Genomic DNA, 16,650 nt, shown 5'->3' on the forward strand with positions numbered 1-16,650 from the left:
CGAGGCGCCCTCGGCGGCAGGGGCGGGCGCCGCCGCGGGAGCCGGCTCGCTGTCGGGCTTGCGCTCGGCGGAACAGCCGAGCTGCGCGAGGACCAGGACAGACAGGGAGACGAGGAGCTTTGCACGCATGAACGCGAGTTTGCCCGACCCGGCGGGCCCCTGCCACCCGCCCGAGGGCGAGCGCCGCCCGGGGGCGCCGGCGCGCGATGTTCCCGGGGGAGCGGGCCGGCCGCGCGGCTCCGCGGCAGCGGGGCGCGCGGCTCCGCAGCTCGGGGACCGGCCGCCGCCAAAGCCTGCTACAAGGGCGGGCATGCGAACCGCTCGCGCCCTCGTGCAACGAGGCATGGCGGCGGGCGCGGTGGCGCTCGCCTGCACCGCGACCGCGCGCGCCGAGGAGCCGGAGACCGCCGGGCCCGCCCAAGACGCCGGCGCCGAGGAGCCCGCGAAGCCGCCGCGGCCGCCGCTGCCGCCCGCGCCCCCGCCGCCGCGCCTGCCGTGGGGCCGGCACATCGAGATCGGGGCCGACGCGGCCCTCGTCAGCTGGCTCGGGACGCGCGACGACGCGGGCCGCCTGTCGCGCGTTCGCCTGGAGCCCGCGATCGGGCTCGGGATCCACGCGCGCTGGGAGATCGTCGAGCACCTGCGCTTCTCCGCCTTCGTCGTGCTCGCCCGGCACGAGCTCGCCATGCAGCAAGGCGCGCTCGGGCAGCCCGGCGCGATCACGGCAGAGCCGCGCGAGGACGGCGCGCCCGCCGCGCGCGCCCTCGCGCTCGGCGCGCGCCTCGCGCCGACGCTGCCGCTCGGCGAGCGCGCCCGCTCGTGGGTCTCGGTCGGCGTCGGCTATGACCGGTTCGACTTCGGCCGCATGCGGGTCTCCGATCCCGAGGGCGAGTTCACGATCCGCGAGCGCGGCGGCTCGTACGTCGCCATCCCGCTGGGGCTCGGGGTGTCGTTCGACCTCATCCGCAATTGGCTCACGATCGAGCTGGAGAGCTCGGGGGCCTTCCTCCTCGGCCGGGGCGGCGACGCCACGCGCGAGGCCCAGGCCATCGACGGCCTGGGGCGGCGGCGCGCCATCGGCGGGCTGCCGCAGGCGCGAGGCTCGTTCATCCATACCCTCGGCCTCTCCCTGGTGCTGTGATCGCCGCGGTGAGCGAGCGCGCGAGGCGCCTCCTGCTCACCGCCGCGCTCGCCCTCGCGGCGTGCGGCGATCCGGCCCTGGGGCGCCCGCCGGCGCCGCCGCGCTCGCTCGCGCCCGCGCCGGCGGCGCGCTCGCCTGCGCCGGCGGCGCGCTCGCAGCATGACGGCGTCGGGACGACGCGCGCCGCGAGCGCGGGCGGCCAGGACGACCCGGCGGCCACGGCGGGCGACGACGCCGCGCTGCCCCGGGAGCAGGCGTTCCCGACCGCGTGCGCGATCGACGCGGACTGCGGCTACGACCCCGCGGGCGAGCGCTGCGGCGCCGATCCGCGGCTGAACCGGCAGCCGCCCGTCACGGACCAGGGGATCGTCTGCTACTGCGACGCCGGCGCGTGCGCGCTGCTCCGCGTGCTGCCCGTGCCGTGCGAGGGGGACCACGACTGCGCCGTGGCCCACGAGCCGCGCCCGCACCCGGTCCGCGCGACGCGGGAGCGGCCCCACGAGAAGGGGCGCCCCTGCCGCGATCTCACGATGTCGACGACGTGCGAGCGGACCAACATCTGCACGCTGCGCCGCCACGCGTGCCCGAGGCGGTGAGCCGCGCGGCGGGCTCAGCTGAGGGCCAGCATGCGATCGATCGGGATGCGCGCGCGCTCGCGCAGCTCGGGCGCCATCTCGAGGCGCGGCGCGAGGTCGCGCAGCGCGAGGTAGACCTTCTCGAGCGTGTTGAGCCGCATGAAGGGGCACTCGTTGCAGGCGCAGTTGCCCTCGGGCGGCCCCTCGATGAACTCCTTCTGCGGCGACGCCTTGCGCATCTGGTGCACGATGCCGCTCTCGGTCGCGACGATGTACTTCGCGGCGTCGTCCGCGATCGTGTACTTGAGCAGCGCGGTCGTCGATCCGATGTAGTCGGCCATCCGCAGGATCGGCTCCTCGCACTCCGGGTGCGCGATGAGCTTCGCGTCCGGGTGGCGCTCGCGCAACGCGACGATCTTGCGCAGGCTGAACGTCTCGTGCACGAGGCAGCTGCCCTGCCACAGGCGCATCGGGCGGCCCGTCCGCTCGATGAGCCAGCGCCCGAGGTTCTTGTCGGGCGCGAAGAGGATCTCCTGCCCCTCGGGGATCGCGCGGACGATCTTCTCGGCGTTCGACGACGTGCAGATGTAGTCGCTCTCCGCCTTCACCTCGGCGGAGCAGTTGATGTACGAGATCGCGACCGCGCCGGGGTACCGGGCGCGCCAGGCGCGGAAGCGGTCGACGGGGCAGCCGTCGGCGAGCGAGCAGCCGGCCTGCAGGTCGGGCACCACGACGATGCGCTCGGGGTTCAGGATCTTCGCCGTCTCGGCCATGAAGTGCACGCCGGCGAACAGGATGACGTCCGCGGTGGTCTTCTTCGCCTGCTGGGCCAGCTGGAGCGAGTCGCCGAGGAAGTCTGCGAGGTCCTGGATCTCGCCGTCCTGGTAGTAGTGGGCCAGGAGGACGGCGTTCCTCTCCCGCTTCAGGCGGCTGATCTCGTCGTGGAGATCCAGGCGCGGGTCGATGGCGGCAGGCTGGGGCGCGGCGCTCGTCATGAGGTCCTAAGGTAGGCACCGCGCGCCCCCCTGACCAGGGCCCCCGGCCCGGACGGCGCTCGCGGGCGCGCTCGCGGGCGCCGAGAACCCCCGCGGCCAGCGTTGACAACGGCCGGCGCGGGCTCACGATCGGGACGCCGCGGGTGAGCCTGGGGGAGGCGCTCTCGTCGTGGGCGACCCGCCATGTCCTTCCTGATCCCCCTCGCCCTGCTCGCCGTCGTCGTTCCGCTCGCCGTGGCCCTCCTCCGCGCGAACGAGCTATTTTACGTGCGCGTCGAGGGGCGCAACGTCCGGCTGCTCCGGGGCCGGCTGCCCCAGCGCCTGCTCGACGACATCACGGACGTCCTCCGCGCGGCGCCGGTCGGACGGGGCGCGGTGCGGGTCGTGGTCGAGGACCGGAAGGCCCGCGTCCACGTGGAGGGGGACATCTCCCCGGAGCAGGCTCAGCAGCTGAGGAACACCGTGTCCCTGTGGCCGGTTCCGAAGATCCGCGCCGCCCCGAGGCGCCGCGTCGGCGCATGACCGCTCCGCGCCGACCAACGCTACCCTAACGAGTCAGTCCGCATGGCCGACGACAAGCCCAGAGACAAACCGCCGACCTCCAAGCTCGGGCGCCTCGCGCGCCTCGCCGGCCTCGCGCCCCGCACCCTCCCGTTCGCCATCGAGGGCGCGAAGCGCGCCCTCGGCGCGCCGCGGACCGAAGAGGAAGAGGCCGAGGCGCGGCGGAAGATGACCCAGGAGGTGAAGAAGACCGCCGAGGCGATGCTGAAGACGCTCGGCGAGATGAAGGGCCTGCCGCTCAAGTTCGGGCAGATGGCGAGCTACATCGACGGGCTCGCGCCGCCGGGGTACGAGGAGAAGTTCCAGGCCACGCTGAAGAAGCTGCTCGACAAGGCGCCGCCCCTGTCGCCCGAGGCCGCGGAGCAGATGGTCATCCAGGAGCTCGGCACGCCGCCCCACGAGGTGTTCGCGGCCTGGGAGCGCGAGCCGTTCGCCGCGGCGAGCATCGGGCAGGTGCACCGGGCGACGACGAAGGCGGGCGAGCGGGTCGCCGTCAAGGTGCAGTACCCGGGCATGGACAGGGCCATCGAGAACGACCTGAAGAGCGTCTCGATGCTCGAGGCGATGATGGCGCCCATCGCCAAGAAGCTGAACGCCCGGCAGACCGTCGACGAGCTCCGCAAGGTCTTCCTGTCCGAGCTCGACTACGCGCGCGAGGCCGAGATGGCGGACCTGTTCCGCCGCATGAACGCCGGGGACGAGGACGTCTACATTCCCCGGATCCACCACAGCCTCACCACGCGGCGGATCATCACGCTCGAGTTCGTCGACGGCATGAGCTACGCCGAGTTCTGCGAGCGCGGCAGCCAGGAGGCGAAGAACCGCGCGGGCCTCTCGATCTGGCGCTTCACCTTCCGCTCGATGCTGCGGTACGGCTGGCTCTACGCCGATCCGCACCCCGGCAACTACCGCTTCTACGAGGACGGCCGGGTCGCGATCCTCGATTTCGGCTGCGTCAAGCAGCTCCCGCCCGACCTCGTGGCGGGCATGAAGCGCTACATGCGCGCCGCCATGGACGCGGACTGGAAGGAGTTCGACCGCGCCTGCGTGGAGGTGCTCGGCTACGATCCGAACGACGAGAGCTGGGATCTCTACCGGAGCTACACGATGGAGCTCATGGTCCCGCTGTGCACGCACGGGACCTGGAAGTGCTCCCCGGAGAAGGCGCGCGAGACCGTGGCCTACCTGACCCGCGGGATCCGGGGGCTCACCTTCAAGGAGGGAGAGAAGATGCCCACCATCCCCCACGTGCCGAAGATGCCGCAGGACTTCACGTTCGTGAATCGGCTGCAGTGGGGGCTCGCGTCCGTGCTGGCGGGGCTCCGGACCGAGGCGGCGTTCCGGCCGACCATCGATCCCTGGGTGCGCGACGGCATGCACCCGATCCCCGATTGAGCCCGGGCCGGTGGCAGGCTCGTCGGCGCCGGGAAGGCACGGGAAGCGAGACGATGTCGCCCCCGCCGCGGCTCTCACCTTGACCTCGATCCCGCGCGCTGTGACATTCGATCGGGGCATGGACGACGAGCGGGCGGCCTGCGAGAGGCGCGTAGGGACGACCCTGCGGGGCAAATGGACGATCGATCGCCTCCTCGGGATCGGCGGGATGGCCGCCGTCTACGCCGCGACCCACAAGATCGGGCGCCGCGAGGCGATCAAGATCCTCCACCCCGAGGTGGCGCGCTCGAAGGACCTGCGCGCCCGGTTCGAGCGGGAGGCGCAGGCGGTCAATCGCTTCCGGCACCCCGGCGTGGTCGAGATCCGCGACATCGACATGACCGAGGACGGCGCGCCGTTCCTCGTGATGGAGCTGCTCGACGGCGAGTCGCTCGCCGACAGGCTCCAGCGGCTCGGCCACATCGAGACGGGCGAGATGCTGCGCCTCATGGACGAGCTGCTCGACGTGCTCGGGGCGGCGCACGATCAGGGGATCATCCACCGCGACATCAAGCTCGACAACCTCTTCGTCGAGCGGACCGGGCGCCTCAAGGTGCTCGATTTCGGCATCGCCCGCATGCGCGATGGCGTGAAGACGGCGATGCGGACCCGGACGGGCGCGACGCTCGGGACCGTGTCGTACATGGCCCCGGAGCAGGTGCGCGGCATCTCGGTCGACCACCGGGCGGACCTCTTCGCCGCGGGCGCGACGATGTTCCGGCTGATCGCGAAGCGGCGCATCCACGAGGCGCGCACGGAGTCCGAGCTGCTCGTGAAGATGGCGACCATGGCGGCGCCGCCGCTCGCGAGCGTCGCGCCGGAGGCGCCGCCGGGGCTGTGCGCCCTCGTGGACAGGGCGCTCGCGTTCGATCGCGACCGGCGCTACCCGGACGCCCGCACGATGCAGGCGGACATGCGGGCGCTCCTGCGCGGAGAGCCGCCGCCGTTCGCGTCGGCGCGGCTCGCGGCGGGGGACTCGCCGTCGGCGGGCGCGCCGCAGCCCTCGCCGATGCTCGCGGCGCCCGCCTCGGTGGAGGCGCCGGCCGAGCCGCCGCCGCGGCCGGCGGCCCCCTCGGGGGCGAGGTGGAACGAGAGGGGCTCGGCGCCCGCGATCGGGGCGGATCCCGGCCCCGGCGGAGCGACCTCGTGGGAGGCCGCCACGGTGGCGGCGCCCGGGGCCCAGGGCGCGAGCGCCATGGATGCCGCCCAGGCGCGCGGAGGCCATCCGAGCCTCGCGCAGATCGGCCCCGGCGCTCCGAACGGGCCGCCGTCGGCCCTGCACAACACCGGAGCAGGCCACGCCGGGATGCACGGCGCGCCCGCCTCGCTCCACGGCGGCAGCGCGCCCCACAGCGCGCCAGCCGCTCTCCACAACACCGGCGCGTCCTACGGCGCCCCCGCCGCGCTCCACAGCACCGGCGCCTCTTACGGCGCGCCCGCCGCGCTCCACAACACCGGCGCTTCTTACGGCGCCCCCGCCGCGCTCCACAACACCGGCGCTTCTTACGGCGCCCCCGCCGCGCTCCACAACACCGGCGCATCCTACGGCGCCCCCGCCGCGCTGCACGCCGCCAGCATGCCCCACAGCGCGCCGGCCTCGCTCCACAACACCGGCGCGTCTCACGGCGCCCCCGCCGCGCTCCACAACACCGGCGCGTCCTACGGCGCCCCCGCCGCGTCGCACGCCGCCAGCATGCCCCACAGCGCGCCGGCCTCGCTCCACAACACCGGCGCGTCCTACGGCGCGCCCGCGTCGCAGCACGCCCCGAGCGCCCCCTACGGCGAGCAGCCGGCCGCCGGCTGGGCGCCGCGCCGCGCTCCGCCGAAGCAGCCGCCGAAGCTCGTGATCCTGCTCGCGATCGGCGGCGTGGCGCTCGTGATCGCGAGCGTGGTCGCGGTGTGGATGGCGCTCCGCGACGAGCCCAAGAGCGACGCGGTCCAGCAGCACGATCTGCTCCCCGCGCAGAGCGCGAGCGAGAGGCCCACCCAGCTCTCCCCGTCCGAGATCGCCGACGAGCCGCCGCGCGCCCTGGAGGCGCCGGAGACGATGCGCCCGGACCCGCCCGGCGCCTCATCGAGCGCGCCGCCGCCCGTCAGCACGATCATCATCGACTTGAAGAAGAAGCGCCAGACGAGAAAGCCGCATCAGGACTGAAGTCAACATCGCCGAACATGGAGCTCCATCCCCTGATGGTCACGAGGACAACCCTGCGCGCTCGATCGATGCTCGTCGGGTCTGCGCTCGTTCTCATGCTCCCTGGCGCGTGCTCGGACCCGGTGCCCTTCAACCCGAGGCCCGACGCCGGGGGCGGGGGCGGCGGCGGCGGCAGCGGAGGTGGCACCGGAGGCGCGCCGCTCTGCAGCGCCGGCGAGGAGCAGGCTTGCTATCCCGGCCCCGCGGACACCGAGGGCGTCGGCGTGTGCGCGGCCGGCGTGCGGAGGTGCCTGCCGGACGGCCAGGGCTTCGGCGACTGCGAGGGCGCCGTGGTCCCGAAGCTCGAGGACTGCAGCACCACCCTGGACGACGACTGCGACGGCGAGACGAACGAGGCCGACGCGGGGTGCGTGTGCACCCCGGGCCAGATCGAGACCTGCTACAGCGGCTCGGACGACACGAAGGGCGTCGGGCTCTGCGCGCCGGGGCTCCGGATGTGCGACATCACGGGGACGTCGTGGCGGCCGTGCGTCGGCGAGGTCACCCCGGCGACCGAGACGTGCGCGGACGACACCGACGAGGACTGCGACGGCTTCGCCTGCAGCGCGCCGCTCTGGTCGGCCCTCTACGGCGACCCGAACATCCAGAGCGCGACGGGCGTCGGCGTCGACGCGGACGGGAACATCTATATCGGCGGCACCTTCTCGGGGACCCTCAAGTTCGGCAACGAGACGCTGGTGAGCATCGGCACCGCCGACGTGTACGTCGCGAGCTTCGACGCGACCGGAGCCCACCGCTGGAGCGCGAGGTTCGGCGGCAGCGGCGCCGAGACGCTCAACGGGCTCGCGGTGACGCCCGACGGCAAGCTCGTCATCGGCGGGACGTTCTACGGGTCGTTCACGTTCGGCAGCGCGACGTTGAGCAGCGTCAACGCGCTCGACAGCTTCGTGGCCACGCTGGACAGAGACGGCACCCCCGGCTGGGCGCGCCAGATCGGGGACAGCGCGGATCAGACGCTGCGCTCCATCGCGGTGGACGCGGCCGGCAACATCGTGATCGCCGGCTACTTCAGCGGATCGCTGCTCTGCTCGGCGCCGCCCCTCCCGGTCTGCGCCAGCAGCGAGGGCGGCACCGACATCTTCGTGCGGAAGTACGATCCGCTCGGCGCCGTCCTGTGGACCAGGATCTACGGGGACACCTCGAACCAGTTCGCCACCAGCGTGGCCGTCGACGCCGCGGGCAGCGTGTTCCTCACCGGCCGGTACAACGGCACGCTGACCGTCGGGAGCCGGCAGGTGCGGAACACCGGGCTCGGGCCGAACCTGTTCGTCCTCAAGCTCGACAGCAGCGGGAACGGCGTCTGGCTCTCGGACTACGGCGACACGGCCTCGCAGGCGGGCACCGGGATCACTGTCACCCCGTCCGGCGCGGTGGTCGTGACGGGCACGTACCTGGGCGAGCTCGACTTCGGCCCTGAGCTGACCCTCCACGCCAACGACGCACAGACGGCGTTCGTGGTGTCGCTCGCCCCCGACGGCACGCCCGCGTGGGCGCGGTCGTTCGCCGGCGACGGCTCGCAGGAGAGCATGGCGATCGCCGCGGACGCGGCCGGCAACGTGGTGGTGACCGGCGCGGCGCAGGGCGTGATCGCCCTCGGCGACGAGCCGCTCCGGAGCGGCGGCGGCTTCGACGCCTTCGTCGCGAAGCTCGACCCGCAGGGCAAGACCCTCTGGGGCAAGGTGCTCGGCGCCGCCGGCAACCAGAAGTCGAACGCGACGGCCATCTCGCCCGTGAACAGCGCCATCGTGCTCTGCGGTACGGCCGAGGGGCGGATCGACTTCGGGCTCGGCGAGCACACGGCGAACGGCACCGACGCGTTCGTCGTGAGCCTGTCGCCGTAGCCGCCGGGCGCCGCGGGAGCGGCTGCGCCAGGTGCTCACGAGCGGCGGCCGCGCGCGCGCCGTGAGCCGCCGCCGTGGCCGCGGGCGCGCGCCGCGGCCCGGGTCACGCGGCGCCGCGGGCGCCCGCGGGGACGAGGTCGACGCGGCCGAGCTCCTCGTTCGTCGACGCGATGGCGGCGCGGATCGGCTCGCCGACGCCGTAGCGGCGGCTCGCGCCGACGAGCGCCTGGGCGGCGGCGTCGATCCGGTACGGGCCCTCCGGCAGCGCCTCCAGCGCGATCGTGCCCGTCGCGCCGGACTCGACCATCTGGACGACGAGGCCGAACGGCTTGATGGACACGATGTTGCCCTCGATCTCCTCGCCGATCCGGGAGGCGAACAGGCGCGCCACGAGCATGCGGTGCCGCTCCGTCTCGGCCTTGCCGGCGCTGCGCGCCCGCGCGTTCAGGTGGTGGGCGAGCGACGCCAGCGCCTCGGCGTCCACGCGCTGATCGCGGCGGCCCTGGAGGTAGCCCTTGATGACGCGGTGCACGGCGAGGTCGGCATAGCGGCGGATCGGGGACGTGAAGTGCAGGTACAGCGGGGCGCCGAGGCCGAAATGCAGGCCCCCGGCGGCCGTGTAGCGGGCCGGGCCGAGCGCCTTGCCGAGCACGGTGCGGATGGCGGGCGCGAGCTCCGAGCCGCGGTACTGCGCCTCGAACGCCGCGAGGCCGAGGGGGCTCAGGCGCGGGCCGAACCCGGCCTCGACGCCGAAGTTGTGCGCGAAGCGCTCGAGCGCCTGGACGCGCTCCTCGGTGGGCTCGTCGTGGACGCGAAAGACGCACGGGAGCCCGCGCGCCACGAGCCAGCTGGCCACGGCCTCGTTCGCCGCCACCATCAGCCGCTCGACGAGGCGGTGCGCGCCGGTGTCCGAGCGCGGCGAGACGGCGGTCGGCTCGCGCGTCTCGGCGTCCAGCGTCACGTAGGCCTCGTCGCGGTCGAGCTCGACGCCGCCGCGCGCGGCGCGGACCGTCGACAGCCGCGCGGCCGCGGTGCGGAGCCAGCGCACGACCGGCCACGCCGCCTCGGGGATGCCGGCGGACCGGCCCGTCGTGAGGAACTCCTCGACGGCGTCGTACGAGAGGCGGGCGTGCGAGCGGATCACGCTCTCGTGGAGATCGACCGCGGTGACGCCGCCCTCGGGATCGACGCGCAGCTCGGCCGTGACCGCGAGCCGATCGACCCCCGGGAGCAGGCTCGCCGCCTCGCTGGAGATCGACTCGGGGAGCATCGGGATGACGCGGCCGGCGAGGTAGACGCTCGTGCCGCGGGCGCGGGCCTCGAGATCGTGCGGCGAGCCCTCCTGGACGAACGCGTCCACGTCGGCGATCGACACGAACACGCGGAGCGCGCCGTCGGGCCCGGCCGGCAGCACGGCGAGGGCGTCGTCGATGTCGGTGGTGACGGGCGCGTCGATGGTGACCGTGGTGAGCTCGCGCAGGTCGCGGCGGCCCCGCGCGAGCTCGCGCTCGATCGACACCGCCGCCGCCGCCGCGCGCGACGCCTCGACGACCTCGCCCGGGAACACGGCGCGCACGCCGTTGCGGGCGAGGCAGCGCTCGATGCCGAGATCGGCGCCCGGCGCGACGACCCGCGCCGGGACGACGGCCGCGCCCTCGATGACGGCGACCACCGCGGTGCCCTCGGCGAGGTCGTCGGCGGCGCCCGGCTTGAACGGCCAGTCCGTGTTGGAGACGAGGCGATCGACCCGGAGGTGCGGCCGCTTCGCGTGCGACACGACCGTCCCGAAGAGCTCGGCGCGATCGCGATGGACGAGGGCGAGCTGCGACGCGCTGTAGCGGCCCGGCTCCGCCTCGACGACCACCGCGTCCACGACGTCGCCGTCGAGGAACGGGTTCAGATCGGGCGGCGTGATGAAGGCGGTCGCCGGGACCAGAGGCGGCCTGCCCGGCGCCCCTCCTTTCTCCGGAGAGGCCTCGATGTTCAGGAACCCGAAGCCGCGCGGGTTGACCGAGATGCGTCCACGAACCAGTGCGTGCATGGGCGCGGAAGGTACGCCAGGTCGCGGCGTTTTCGAGCGCGGTCTGCCCGCCGAGCCGCCGCATCGGTGCCGAGGCGCGACCGCGCGGCGAGAAACAGGGGTGGTGCGCCCCCAGGGCACCACGTGCGCTTACATCGGAACACCGATTCTGACTCGAGGCGCCGCGCGGCGCCTTGGAGACGCAATGTGCGCCAGCGCAATGGCGGCCGCGAGACCGCGCTTCTGAGACGTGGGCGTGTCGCTACGGCAAAGTACGCTCACCCACGTTCCGCTCCTCGGGATCGGCTTATACTCGGCGCATCGTGGAAGAATCAGGGGACATCATCGAGCTGGCGCGTCTGATGCCTCGGGACCGCTTCGTCCGCAGGGTGACGAACCTGCTCCTCGTGGTGTCCGAGGCTGGTGCGGACAACCAGCAATTTGCCTTCCGGACGGTCGCCGCCTCGCCCGCGGCGCACCGCAAGCCGCCGCCTCCGCCCGGTCCGACCAGCGAGGTGTTCGAGGTCGTCAAGGCGAAGGGCAATCCGTATCCCGATCAGATATCGGTGGGCCGCACGCGCAACTGCGATGTGGTGCTGCGCCACCCGTCGGTCTCGAAGCTGCACGCGCACTTCCGGCAGAGCGCGCAGGGGCAGCTCGTGCTCATCGACAACGGCTCACAGAACGGGACCCGCGTGAACGGCAAGCTGCTCTCCGAGAACGAGCCGGCGGAGGTCGCGGTCGGCGATGTGATCCAGTTCGGCCGGCTCACGGCCTCGCTGCTCGACGCGGCGCGGCTCTTCGACGTCGTGCGGGAGCAGGCGCGCCACGAGAGGGACCAGGCGAGCCGATGAGCGCCGCGGCCGCCGGCGCTCAGAAGCGGTATCCCACGGCGACGTTCGGAAGGAACATCGTGAACGTGCCGTGGGCCAGCTCCTCGAACACGACCTTCTTGCCCGGCGCGCAGTCGACCGTCGGGTCCGCCTCGTCGCACTCGGCGCCGACGACGTAGGTGCTGCCCGTCTCGAGCGGCGGGCCGTCGACGAGGAAGAAGGCGACGCCGAGGCCGGCGCTGGCGGTGATTCGCCCGAGCTTCAGCCGCAGCCTGAGCTCCGGCATCGCGAACGGGGCGGCGGCGCGGACGCCGTTGCCCGCGTTCTGCACGGCCACGGCGACGGTCCTCCGCGCGTCGGACGCCGCGCCGGTCACCGCGTCGCGCATCTCGGCCAGCACCACGCCGAGCCCGAGCGCGCCGCCGACGTCGAACCAGGACGACAGCCCGTAATGGTAGCTGCCGCCGACCATCACGGTCACGCCGGCAAGGTCGATGTCGTCCTGGAACGTGTACCGGATGGGGAGCCGCGCCGTGCCCCCGCCCGGCGCGAGGTACGTCGTGTCGAGGGAGCGCTCGAGCGCCGTGTGGAGGCTCAGGTACCCGGCCGTGAGCTCGATGGCGGCGCCGATCGGGAATTCGTAGCTGCCGCGCAGGCCGGCGAGGAAGCCGGAGGGGCGCGAGACGTTGGAGCAGCGGAAGCTGCCGCAGCTCCGCTCGGCGTCGCTCTCGAGCGACGAGGCGAAGGCGTAGCCGGAGGCCGCCTCCAGCCGGAAGACACCGACCCTCCGCCCCCAGCGCGGGTGGGCCTCGTCGATGGCGAGCGGCAGGACGATATCGCCCGTCGTCGTCCGATCGACGGTCGTGCGGAGCGTGCGCGCGAAATAGCCCGGCTCGTGCGCCTCGAAGGTGTGGCGCCCGAGCGGCAGCGCCCCCCGCCACTGCCCCTTGCCGACCGGGACGCCGTTGATGGCCAGATCCGCGCTGAGCGGCTGGGCGACGACGCGGACCTCCTCGCCGAGCGGGCCCGCCTCGACCGTGGCGACCGCGAGCTGCCCCGCGACGACGTTCGCCTCGCGCGGCGCGGAGCCGAGGTTGCCCTTGCGCACCGAATAGAAATGCGGGCCGGGCGCGAGCGCGCCCTCCCACGGCAGCTGCCCGATGAGCGTGCCGTCGATGAAGAGATCCGCGCCGACGAGCCGCTCGTCCTCGATCTTCAGCCGCCCCGTGTTGGCGAGCGGCTCGAGCTTCGCGTCCACCACGGCGGTCTCGGCGACCCGGACGGTCACGATCGCCTCGAACGTGCGCCAGCCGTCCTTGACGACGCGGAGCGTGTGGCCCCCGGGGAGCAGCCGGATCGGGCCGGAGAGGGGGATGCGGCCGCGCGGCCTGCCGTCGATGAGCACCAGGCCATCGACGTTCGACGAGACGAGGACGCTGCCGATCCGCGCCCTCAGCGCGGCGATCGTGGACGCGACGCTCCTGCGCTCCGGCTCGCCGAGCTCGGCGCGAAAATCGGTGAGCAGCGCCTCGTAGAGCTCGAGCGCCTCGTCGTAACGACCGAGCTGATCGAGGCAGAACGCGGCGTTGAGGGTGTTGGGCACCGACGCGACGAGCCGGCGCGATCGCAGGTAGAGCTCGAGCGCGCGCTGGCAGTCGCCGATCTTGCGCAGCTCGTTGCCCTCCTGAAAGAGCGCCTTGGCCCGGGCGAGCGCCTCGTCGGCCGGCGCGGTGGCCGCGGGCGCCGCGGAGGGCGTCGGCGGCGCTGCGGACGGCGAGGGCGCGGGCGCCGCGGCAGGCGGCGCCGGCTCGGGCTGCGCGAGGGCCGGCGGCGCAAGCGCCGCGAGCGCCGCGAGCGCCGCGGCGAGCGCGGACACCGCGACGGAGCGCCGCGCGGCGCGAGGGGCGCGCGGCGTCCGGATCACCACCGATCGACCGGCATCACCGCGGTCGGGGCCGGCGGGGCCGCGGGCGCCCCCGTGGAGGACGTGGACCCATCGGCCGGCGCGGAGGAGCCGCGCGGCGCGCGGCGCGGCCGGTCGCGGCGCGGGGCCGGCGCGGACGCCGCGGCCGAGGCAGAGGCCGTCGCGGGCGGCTCGAGCTCGATGCGATCGGGCAGGAGCCGGCCGTCGCTCAGCATGAACACCGTCTCCTTCGTGGTCGCGCCGCCGCGGCTCACCTCGACCTCGAACGTGTCGCCGGCCTGGCCGGTCAGGTCGAGCCGGCCATCGCTCACCGGGCGCTCCGCGCCGTCGACCCGCACCGTCGCCTCCTTCGGGAGCGTCACGACCGCGGTGAAGGACGCGGGCGTCGGCGCGGGCGCGGGCGCGGGCGTCGGCGCGGGCGCGGCGGGCGGCGCGGGCTCGCGCTGCGCGGCGGGCGGCGCGCGCACCTCGCCGCCGGTCGAGGCGCGCAGGGCGAGGCCGCCGCCGACCGCGGCGAGGGCCACCGCCGTGACCGCCGCCCCGACGAAGCGTCGCCGCGCGGCGCCCGCGGGCGCCTGCGACGCCGTGAACGAGCTGCCGCCGATCGAGCGTTCCTCCCCCTCGGCGGAGCGGGCGAGCCTCGACTCGCTGCGCAGCGCGGACATCGGGGTGGCGCCGGCGCGCCGCTCCGCGTCGATGCCGCGCAGCTGATCGAGCGTGACGACCTCGGTCCCCTCCGCGTGCGGCTCGAGCGCGGCGATCAGCTGCTCCATGCTCTGCCATCGCTCCCCGGGATCGCGCTTCAGGCCGCGGTGCACGACGGAGGCGAGCGCCGGATCGAGCCACGGCGCGGCCGCGGCGAGCGGCGGCGCGCGCTCGGTGCAGATCGACAGCAGCAGCTCGGCGAGCGAGGCGTTCGGATCCCAGGGGCAGCTCCCGCAGAGCGCCTGGTAGAGCGAGACGGAGAGGCTCCAGACGTCGGAGCGGCGATCGACGTCCCTCGCCATCTTCGCCTGCTCGGGCGACATGTAGATCGGCGACCCGAGCACGCCGCCGGCGCGCGTGAGCTCGTGCGAGACGCCGTCGCCGGTGCGCTTCGCGATGCCGAAATCGCAGACCTTGACCACGAGCCGGCGGTCGCTCGAGGACGGCGGGCGGATCGAGCCGGACGGGCGGCGCGTCGACGGCGGCGGGCGGATCGAGCCGGAGAGGCGCTGGCCGGAGGGCGGCGGCCTGACCGAGCTCGAGCCGCGGCGGGTCGACGGCGGCGGCGCCGCCGCGAGGGCGCCGCGCTGGGTGGACGGCGGCGGCGCGATCGAGCTCGACGCCCGGCTCATCGCGGCCTCGAACGGCGCGTGCAGGAAGAGGTTCGCCGGCTTGATGTCGCGGTGCACGATCCCCTCGGCGTGCGCCGCCGCGAGCCCGCGCGCCGCCTGGATGAAGACGCGCACGACCGGCGCCGGCTCGAGCGGCCCGCGCATCCGGAGGAGCCTGGCGAGATCGACGCCGTGCAAGAGCTCCATGATGATGAACGGGGTGGCGAGCGTGAGATCCGTCCCGAGCTCGAACGTCTTGACCACGTGCGGGCTCTGGATCGCGGTCACCGCGCGCGCCTCGCGGATGAAGCGGCGCACGGCGTGGTCGTCCTGCCCGACGGCGCTCTTGAAGATGACCTTGGCCGCGACCCGCCGCCCCTCCGGCGACTCCGCCTCGTAGACGGCGCCCATGCCGCCGCGCCCGATCAGGCGGCGCACCGCGTACCGGCCGCCGAGCTCGCGGCCGACCAGCGGATCGGTCTCGGCGCCGGCGCGCTCGGCGATCGCCTCGCGCAGCTCGGGATCGAGCGGCCTCAGCATGTCGATCGTGATCCGCTCCTCGCCGCCGGAGGCGGCGCGCAGCGCCTCGGCGAACGCCTCGATCGACGGGTAGCGCCGGTCCACGTCGCTGTGCAGCGCGAGCGAGAGCGCGGTCGCGAGGCGCGCCTCGATCCACGGGGCGCGGTCCTGGATCGACGGCAGCTGCGCGAGGGGCGACGGCGCGTCCGCCGCGGTGTCCGCCGGGCCGAAGTCGGCGGTGTCCGCCGTGACGTCGAGCTCGGCCCACGGCGATACGCCGCAGAGCATCTCGTAGAGCGTCGCCGCCAGGCCGAACACGTCGCCCCGGACGTCCGCGGCGCGATCCCGCGGCCCCGACTCGTCGCGCTGGGGACCGGTGCTCCTCGCCTTGCCCGGATCGGAGGCGGCCGTGTCGTAGCCCTTCGAGAGCCCGAAGCCGAAGACGCGGACCAGGATCTCGCCGGTCGGGAGGTGCTCCAGGAAGAGGCGCGGCGGGCGGACGTCGCGGTAAACGAGGCCCGCGGCGTGGACCGCCGAGAGCCCCGCGGCGGCCTGGAGCGCGATCCGCACGGCGACCTCGGGCGCGAGCGGGCCCGTCTCGGCGAGGAGGGCGGCGACGTCGGTGCCGTCGAGCAGCGGCATCACGAGGTAGGCGAGATCTCGCTCGAGGTCGTGGCCGGCGTCGACGATCGGCACGACGTGGGCGTTGTCGAGCTTCGACGTGACGCTCGCCTCGCGGCTGAGCCGCGACAGCGTGTCCTCGGTGACGACGTCGGGCCGCAGGACCTTCAGCGCGACGCGGCGGCCGGAGGGGCTCCGGGCCTCGAATACGACGCCGAACCCCTGCGCGGAGAGGACGCGGGCGACCCGATATCCCCCGGTGAGCGCGCCCCCCACGAGCGCCGTCGGATCCGCCAGAGTTGCTGTCCGGCCCATCACCTCAAGCATACGACGTCCCATCGCGCCCCACAAAGCGTGAGTATCGGGCGACCTCGGAGGCGCGCTGCGCGGGGGCGCCGCACCGACGCGGAGCGCCGGCCACACACCTACAACGACGCCACGCGGCCGCGCGGTCATGCCGCGCCGCGAGCGGCCACGCCGCGCCGCGCCACGCCGCAGCGTCGCCGCCGAATGTAGGCGCGGCAACCGCAGATAACGCGGTAACCGGACTCCCGGAGACGCAGTAAGTCTATTGAATCATGGAAGATTGTCCTTGCCGGTCGCCGACTCGCAACATTAGATTTCCCAGCATCCGATTCACCGCCGCTCGGCCAGG

General features: G+C 74.2%; 12 protein-coding genes (1 of these 12 only partly in view). 7 read left to right on the top strand and 5 right to left on the bottom strand.

Going from position 1 to position 16,650, the window contains the following annotated elements; translation table 11 throughout:
- Positions 1-129 carry the start of a DUF4920 domain-containing protein gene (locus tag WMF26_RS42420; protein ID WP_437997357.1) on the bottom strand. The gene continues 417 nt to the left of window position 1, outside the view, so 129 of the gene's 546 nt are visible here — the first part of the coding sequence; the start codon lies at positions 127-129; the stop codon falls past the left edge of the window.
- Between the two features lie 181 nt (positions 130-310).
- Here WMF26_RS42420 and WMF26_RS42425 point away from each other — a divergent pair, with 181 nt between their 5' ends.
- Together WMF26_RS42425 and WMF26_RS42430 are read left to right on the top strand one after the other, a co-directional pair.
- A complete protein-coding gene (locus tag WMF26_RS42425) occupies positions 311-1,141 on the top strand; it encodes a hypothetical protein (RefSeq protein WP_437997358.1) in 831 nt (276 codons plus the stop codon).
- Between the two features lie 8 nt (positions 1,142-1,149).
- A complete protein-coding gene (locus tag WMF26_RS42430) occupies positions 1,150-1,737 on the top strand; it encodes a hypothetical protein (RefSeq protein ID WP_437997359.1) in 588 nt (195 codons plus the stop codon).
- 14 nt (positions 1,738-1,751) lie between these two features.
- On the opposite strand, the gene nadA is transcribed toward WMF26_RS42430, so the two are convergent.
- Entirely contained in the window at positions 1,752-2,711 is a 960-nt protein-coding gene (gene nadA, locus WMF26_RS42435; protein WP_061621779.1) for a quinolinate synthase NadA, read from the bottom strand.
- Between the two features lie 183 nt (positions 2,712-2,894).
- On the opposite strand from nadA, the gene WMF26_RS42440 reads away from it, so the two are divergent.
- From WMF26_RS42440 to WMF26_RS42455, 4 genes are all read left to right on the top strand, one after another.
- Positions 2,895-3,233, top strand: coding sequence for a DUF3634 family protein (locus WMF26_RS42440; protein ID WP_020740483.1), 339 nt, complete (start codon positions 2,895-2,897; stop codon positions 3,231-3,233).
- 42 nt (positions 3,234-3,275) lie between these two features.
- Entirely contained in the window at positions 3,276-4,667 is a 1,392-nt protein-coding gene (locus WMF26_RS42445) for an ABC1 kinase family protein (RefSeq protein ID WP_437997360.1), read from the top strand.
- A 118-nt stretch (positions 4,668-4,785) separates the two neighbouring features.
- Positions 4,786-6,861, top strand: coding sequence for a protein kinase domain-containing protein (locus WMF26_RS42450; RefSeq protein ID WP_437997361.1), 2,076 nt, complete (start codon positions 4,786-4,788; stop codon positions 6,859-6,861).
- Between the two features lie 17 nt (positions 6,862-6,878).
- A complete protein-coding gene (locus WMF26_RS42455; RefSeq protein WP_437997362.1) occupies positions 6,879-8,762 on the top strand; it encodes a hypothetical protein in 1,884 nt (627 codons plus the stop codon).
- A gap of 103 nt (positions 8,763-8,865) precedes the next feature.
- Here WMF26_RS42455 and WMF26_RS42460 read toward each other — a convergent pair whose 3' ends face one another.
- Positions 8,866-10,803, bottom strand: coding sequence for a ribonuclease R family protein (locus tag WMF26_RS42460; protein ID WP_437997363.1), 1,938 nt, complete (start codon positions 10,801-10,803; stop codon positions 8,866-8,868).
- 302 nt (positions 10,804-11,105) lie between these two features.
- On the opposite strand from WMF26_RS42460, the gene WMF26_RS42465 reads away from it, so the two are divergent.
- Positions 11,106-11,636: an FHA domain-containing protein gene (locus WMF26_RS42465; protein WP_437333794.1), complete on the top strand. Its 531-nt coding sequence runs from the start codon at positions 11,106-11,108 to the stop codon at positions 11,634-11,636.
- Between the two features lie 19 nt (positions 11,637-11,655).
- On the opposite strand, the gene WMF26_RS42470 is transcribed toward WMF26_RS42465, so the two are convergent.
- A complete protein-coding gene (locus WMF26_RS42470; RefSeq protein ID WP_437997364.1) occupies positions 11,656-13,539 on the bottom strand; it encodes a PEGA domain-containing protein in 1,884 nt (627 codons plus the stop codon).
- Positions 13,536-16,310: a serine/threonine-protein kinase gene (locus WMF26_RS42475; protein ID WP_437997365.1), complete on the bottom strand. Its 2,775-nt coding sequence runs from the start codon at positions 16,308-16,310 to the stop codon at positions 13,536-13,538. Before WMF26_RS42475 ends, WMF26_RS42470 begins: the two co-directional genes overlap by 4 nt.
- Positions 16,311-16,650: the final 340 nt, after the last annotated feature.

Origin of the sequence: Sorangium sp. So ce185 (genome assembly GCF_051526825.1) — a bacterium.
GTDB lineage: Bacteria > Myxococcota_A > Polyangia > Polyangiales > Polyangiaceae > Sorangium > Sorangium cellulosum_D.

What these genes read in the sequence shown, in the direction of transcription:
- WMF26_RS42425 (WP_437997358.1), top strand. Translation starts at nt 311, where the DNA reads ATGCGAACCGCTCGCGCCCTCGTGCAACGAGGCATGGCGGCGGGCGCG.
- nadA (WP_061621779.1), bottom strand. Translation starts at nt 2,711, where the DNA reads ATGACGAGCGCCGCGCCCCAGCCTGCCGCCATCGACCCGCGCCTGGAT.
- WMF26_RS42440 (WP_020740483.1), top strand. Translation starts at nt 2,895, where the DNA reads ATGTCCTTCCTGATCCCCCTCGCCCTGCTCGCCGTCGTCGTTCCGCTC.
- WMF26_RS42445 (WP_437997360.1), top strand. Translation starts at nt 3,276, where the DNA reads ATGGCCGACGACAAGCCCAGAGACAAACCGCCGACCTCCAAGCTCGGG.
- WMF26_RS42450 (WP_437997361.1), top strand. Translation starts at nt 4,786, where the DNA reads ATGGACGACGAGCGGGCGGCCTGCGAGAGGCGCGTAGGGACGACCCTG.
- WMF26_RS42455 (WP_437997362.1), top strand. Translation starts at nt 6,879, where the DNA reads ATGGAGCTCCATCCCCTGATGGTCACGAGGACAACCCTGCGCGCTCGA.
- WMF26_RS42460 (WP_437997363.1), bottom strand. Translation starts at nt 10,803, where the DNA reads ATGCACGCACTGGTTCGTGGACGCATCTCGGTCAACCCGCGCGGCTTC.
- WMF26_RS42475 (WP_437997365.1), bottom strand. Translation starts at nt 16,310, where the DNA reads ATGGGCCGGACAGCAACTCTGGCGGATCCGACGGCGCTCGTGGGGGGC.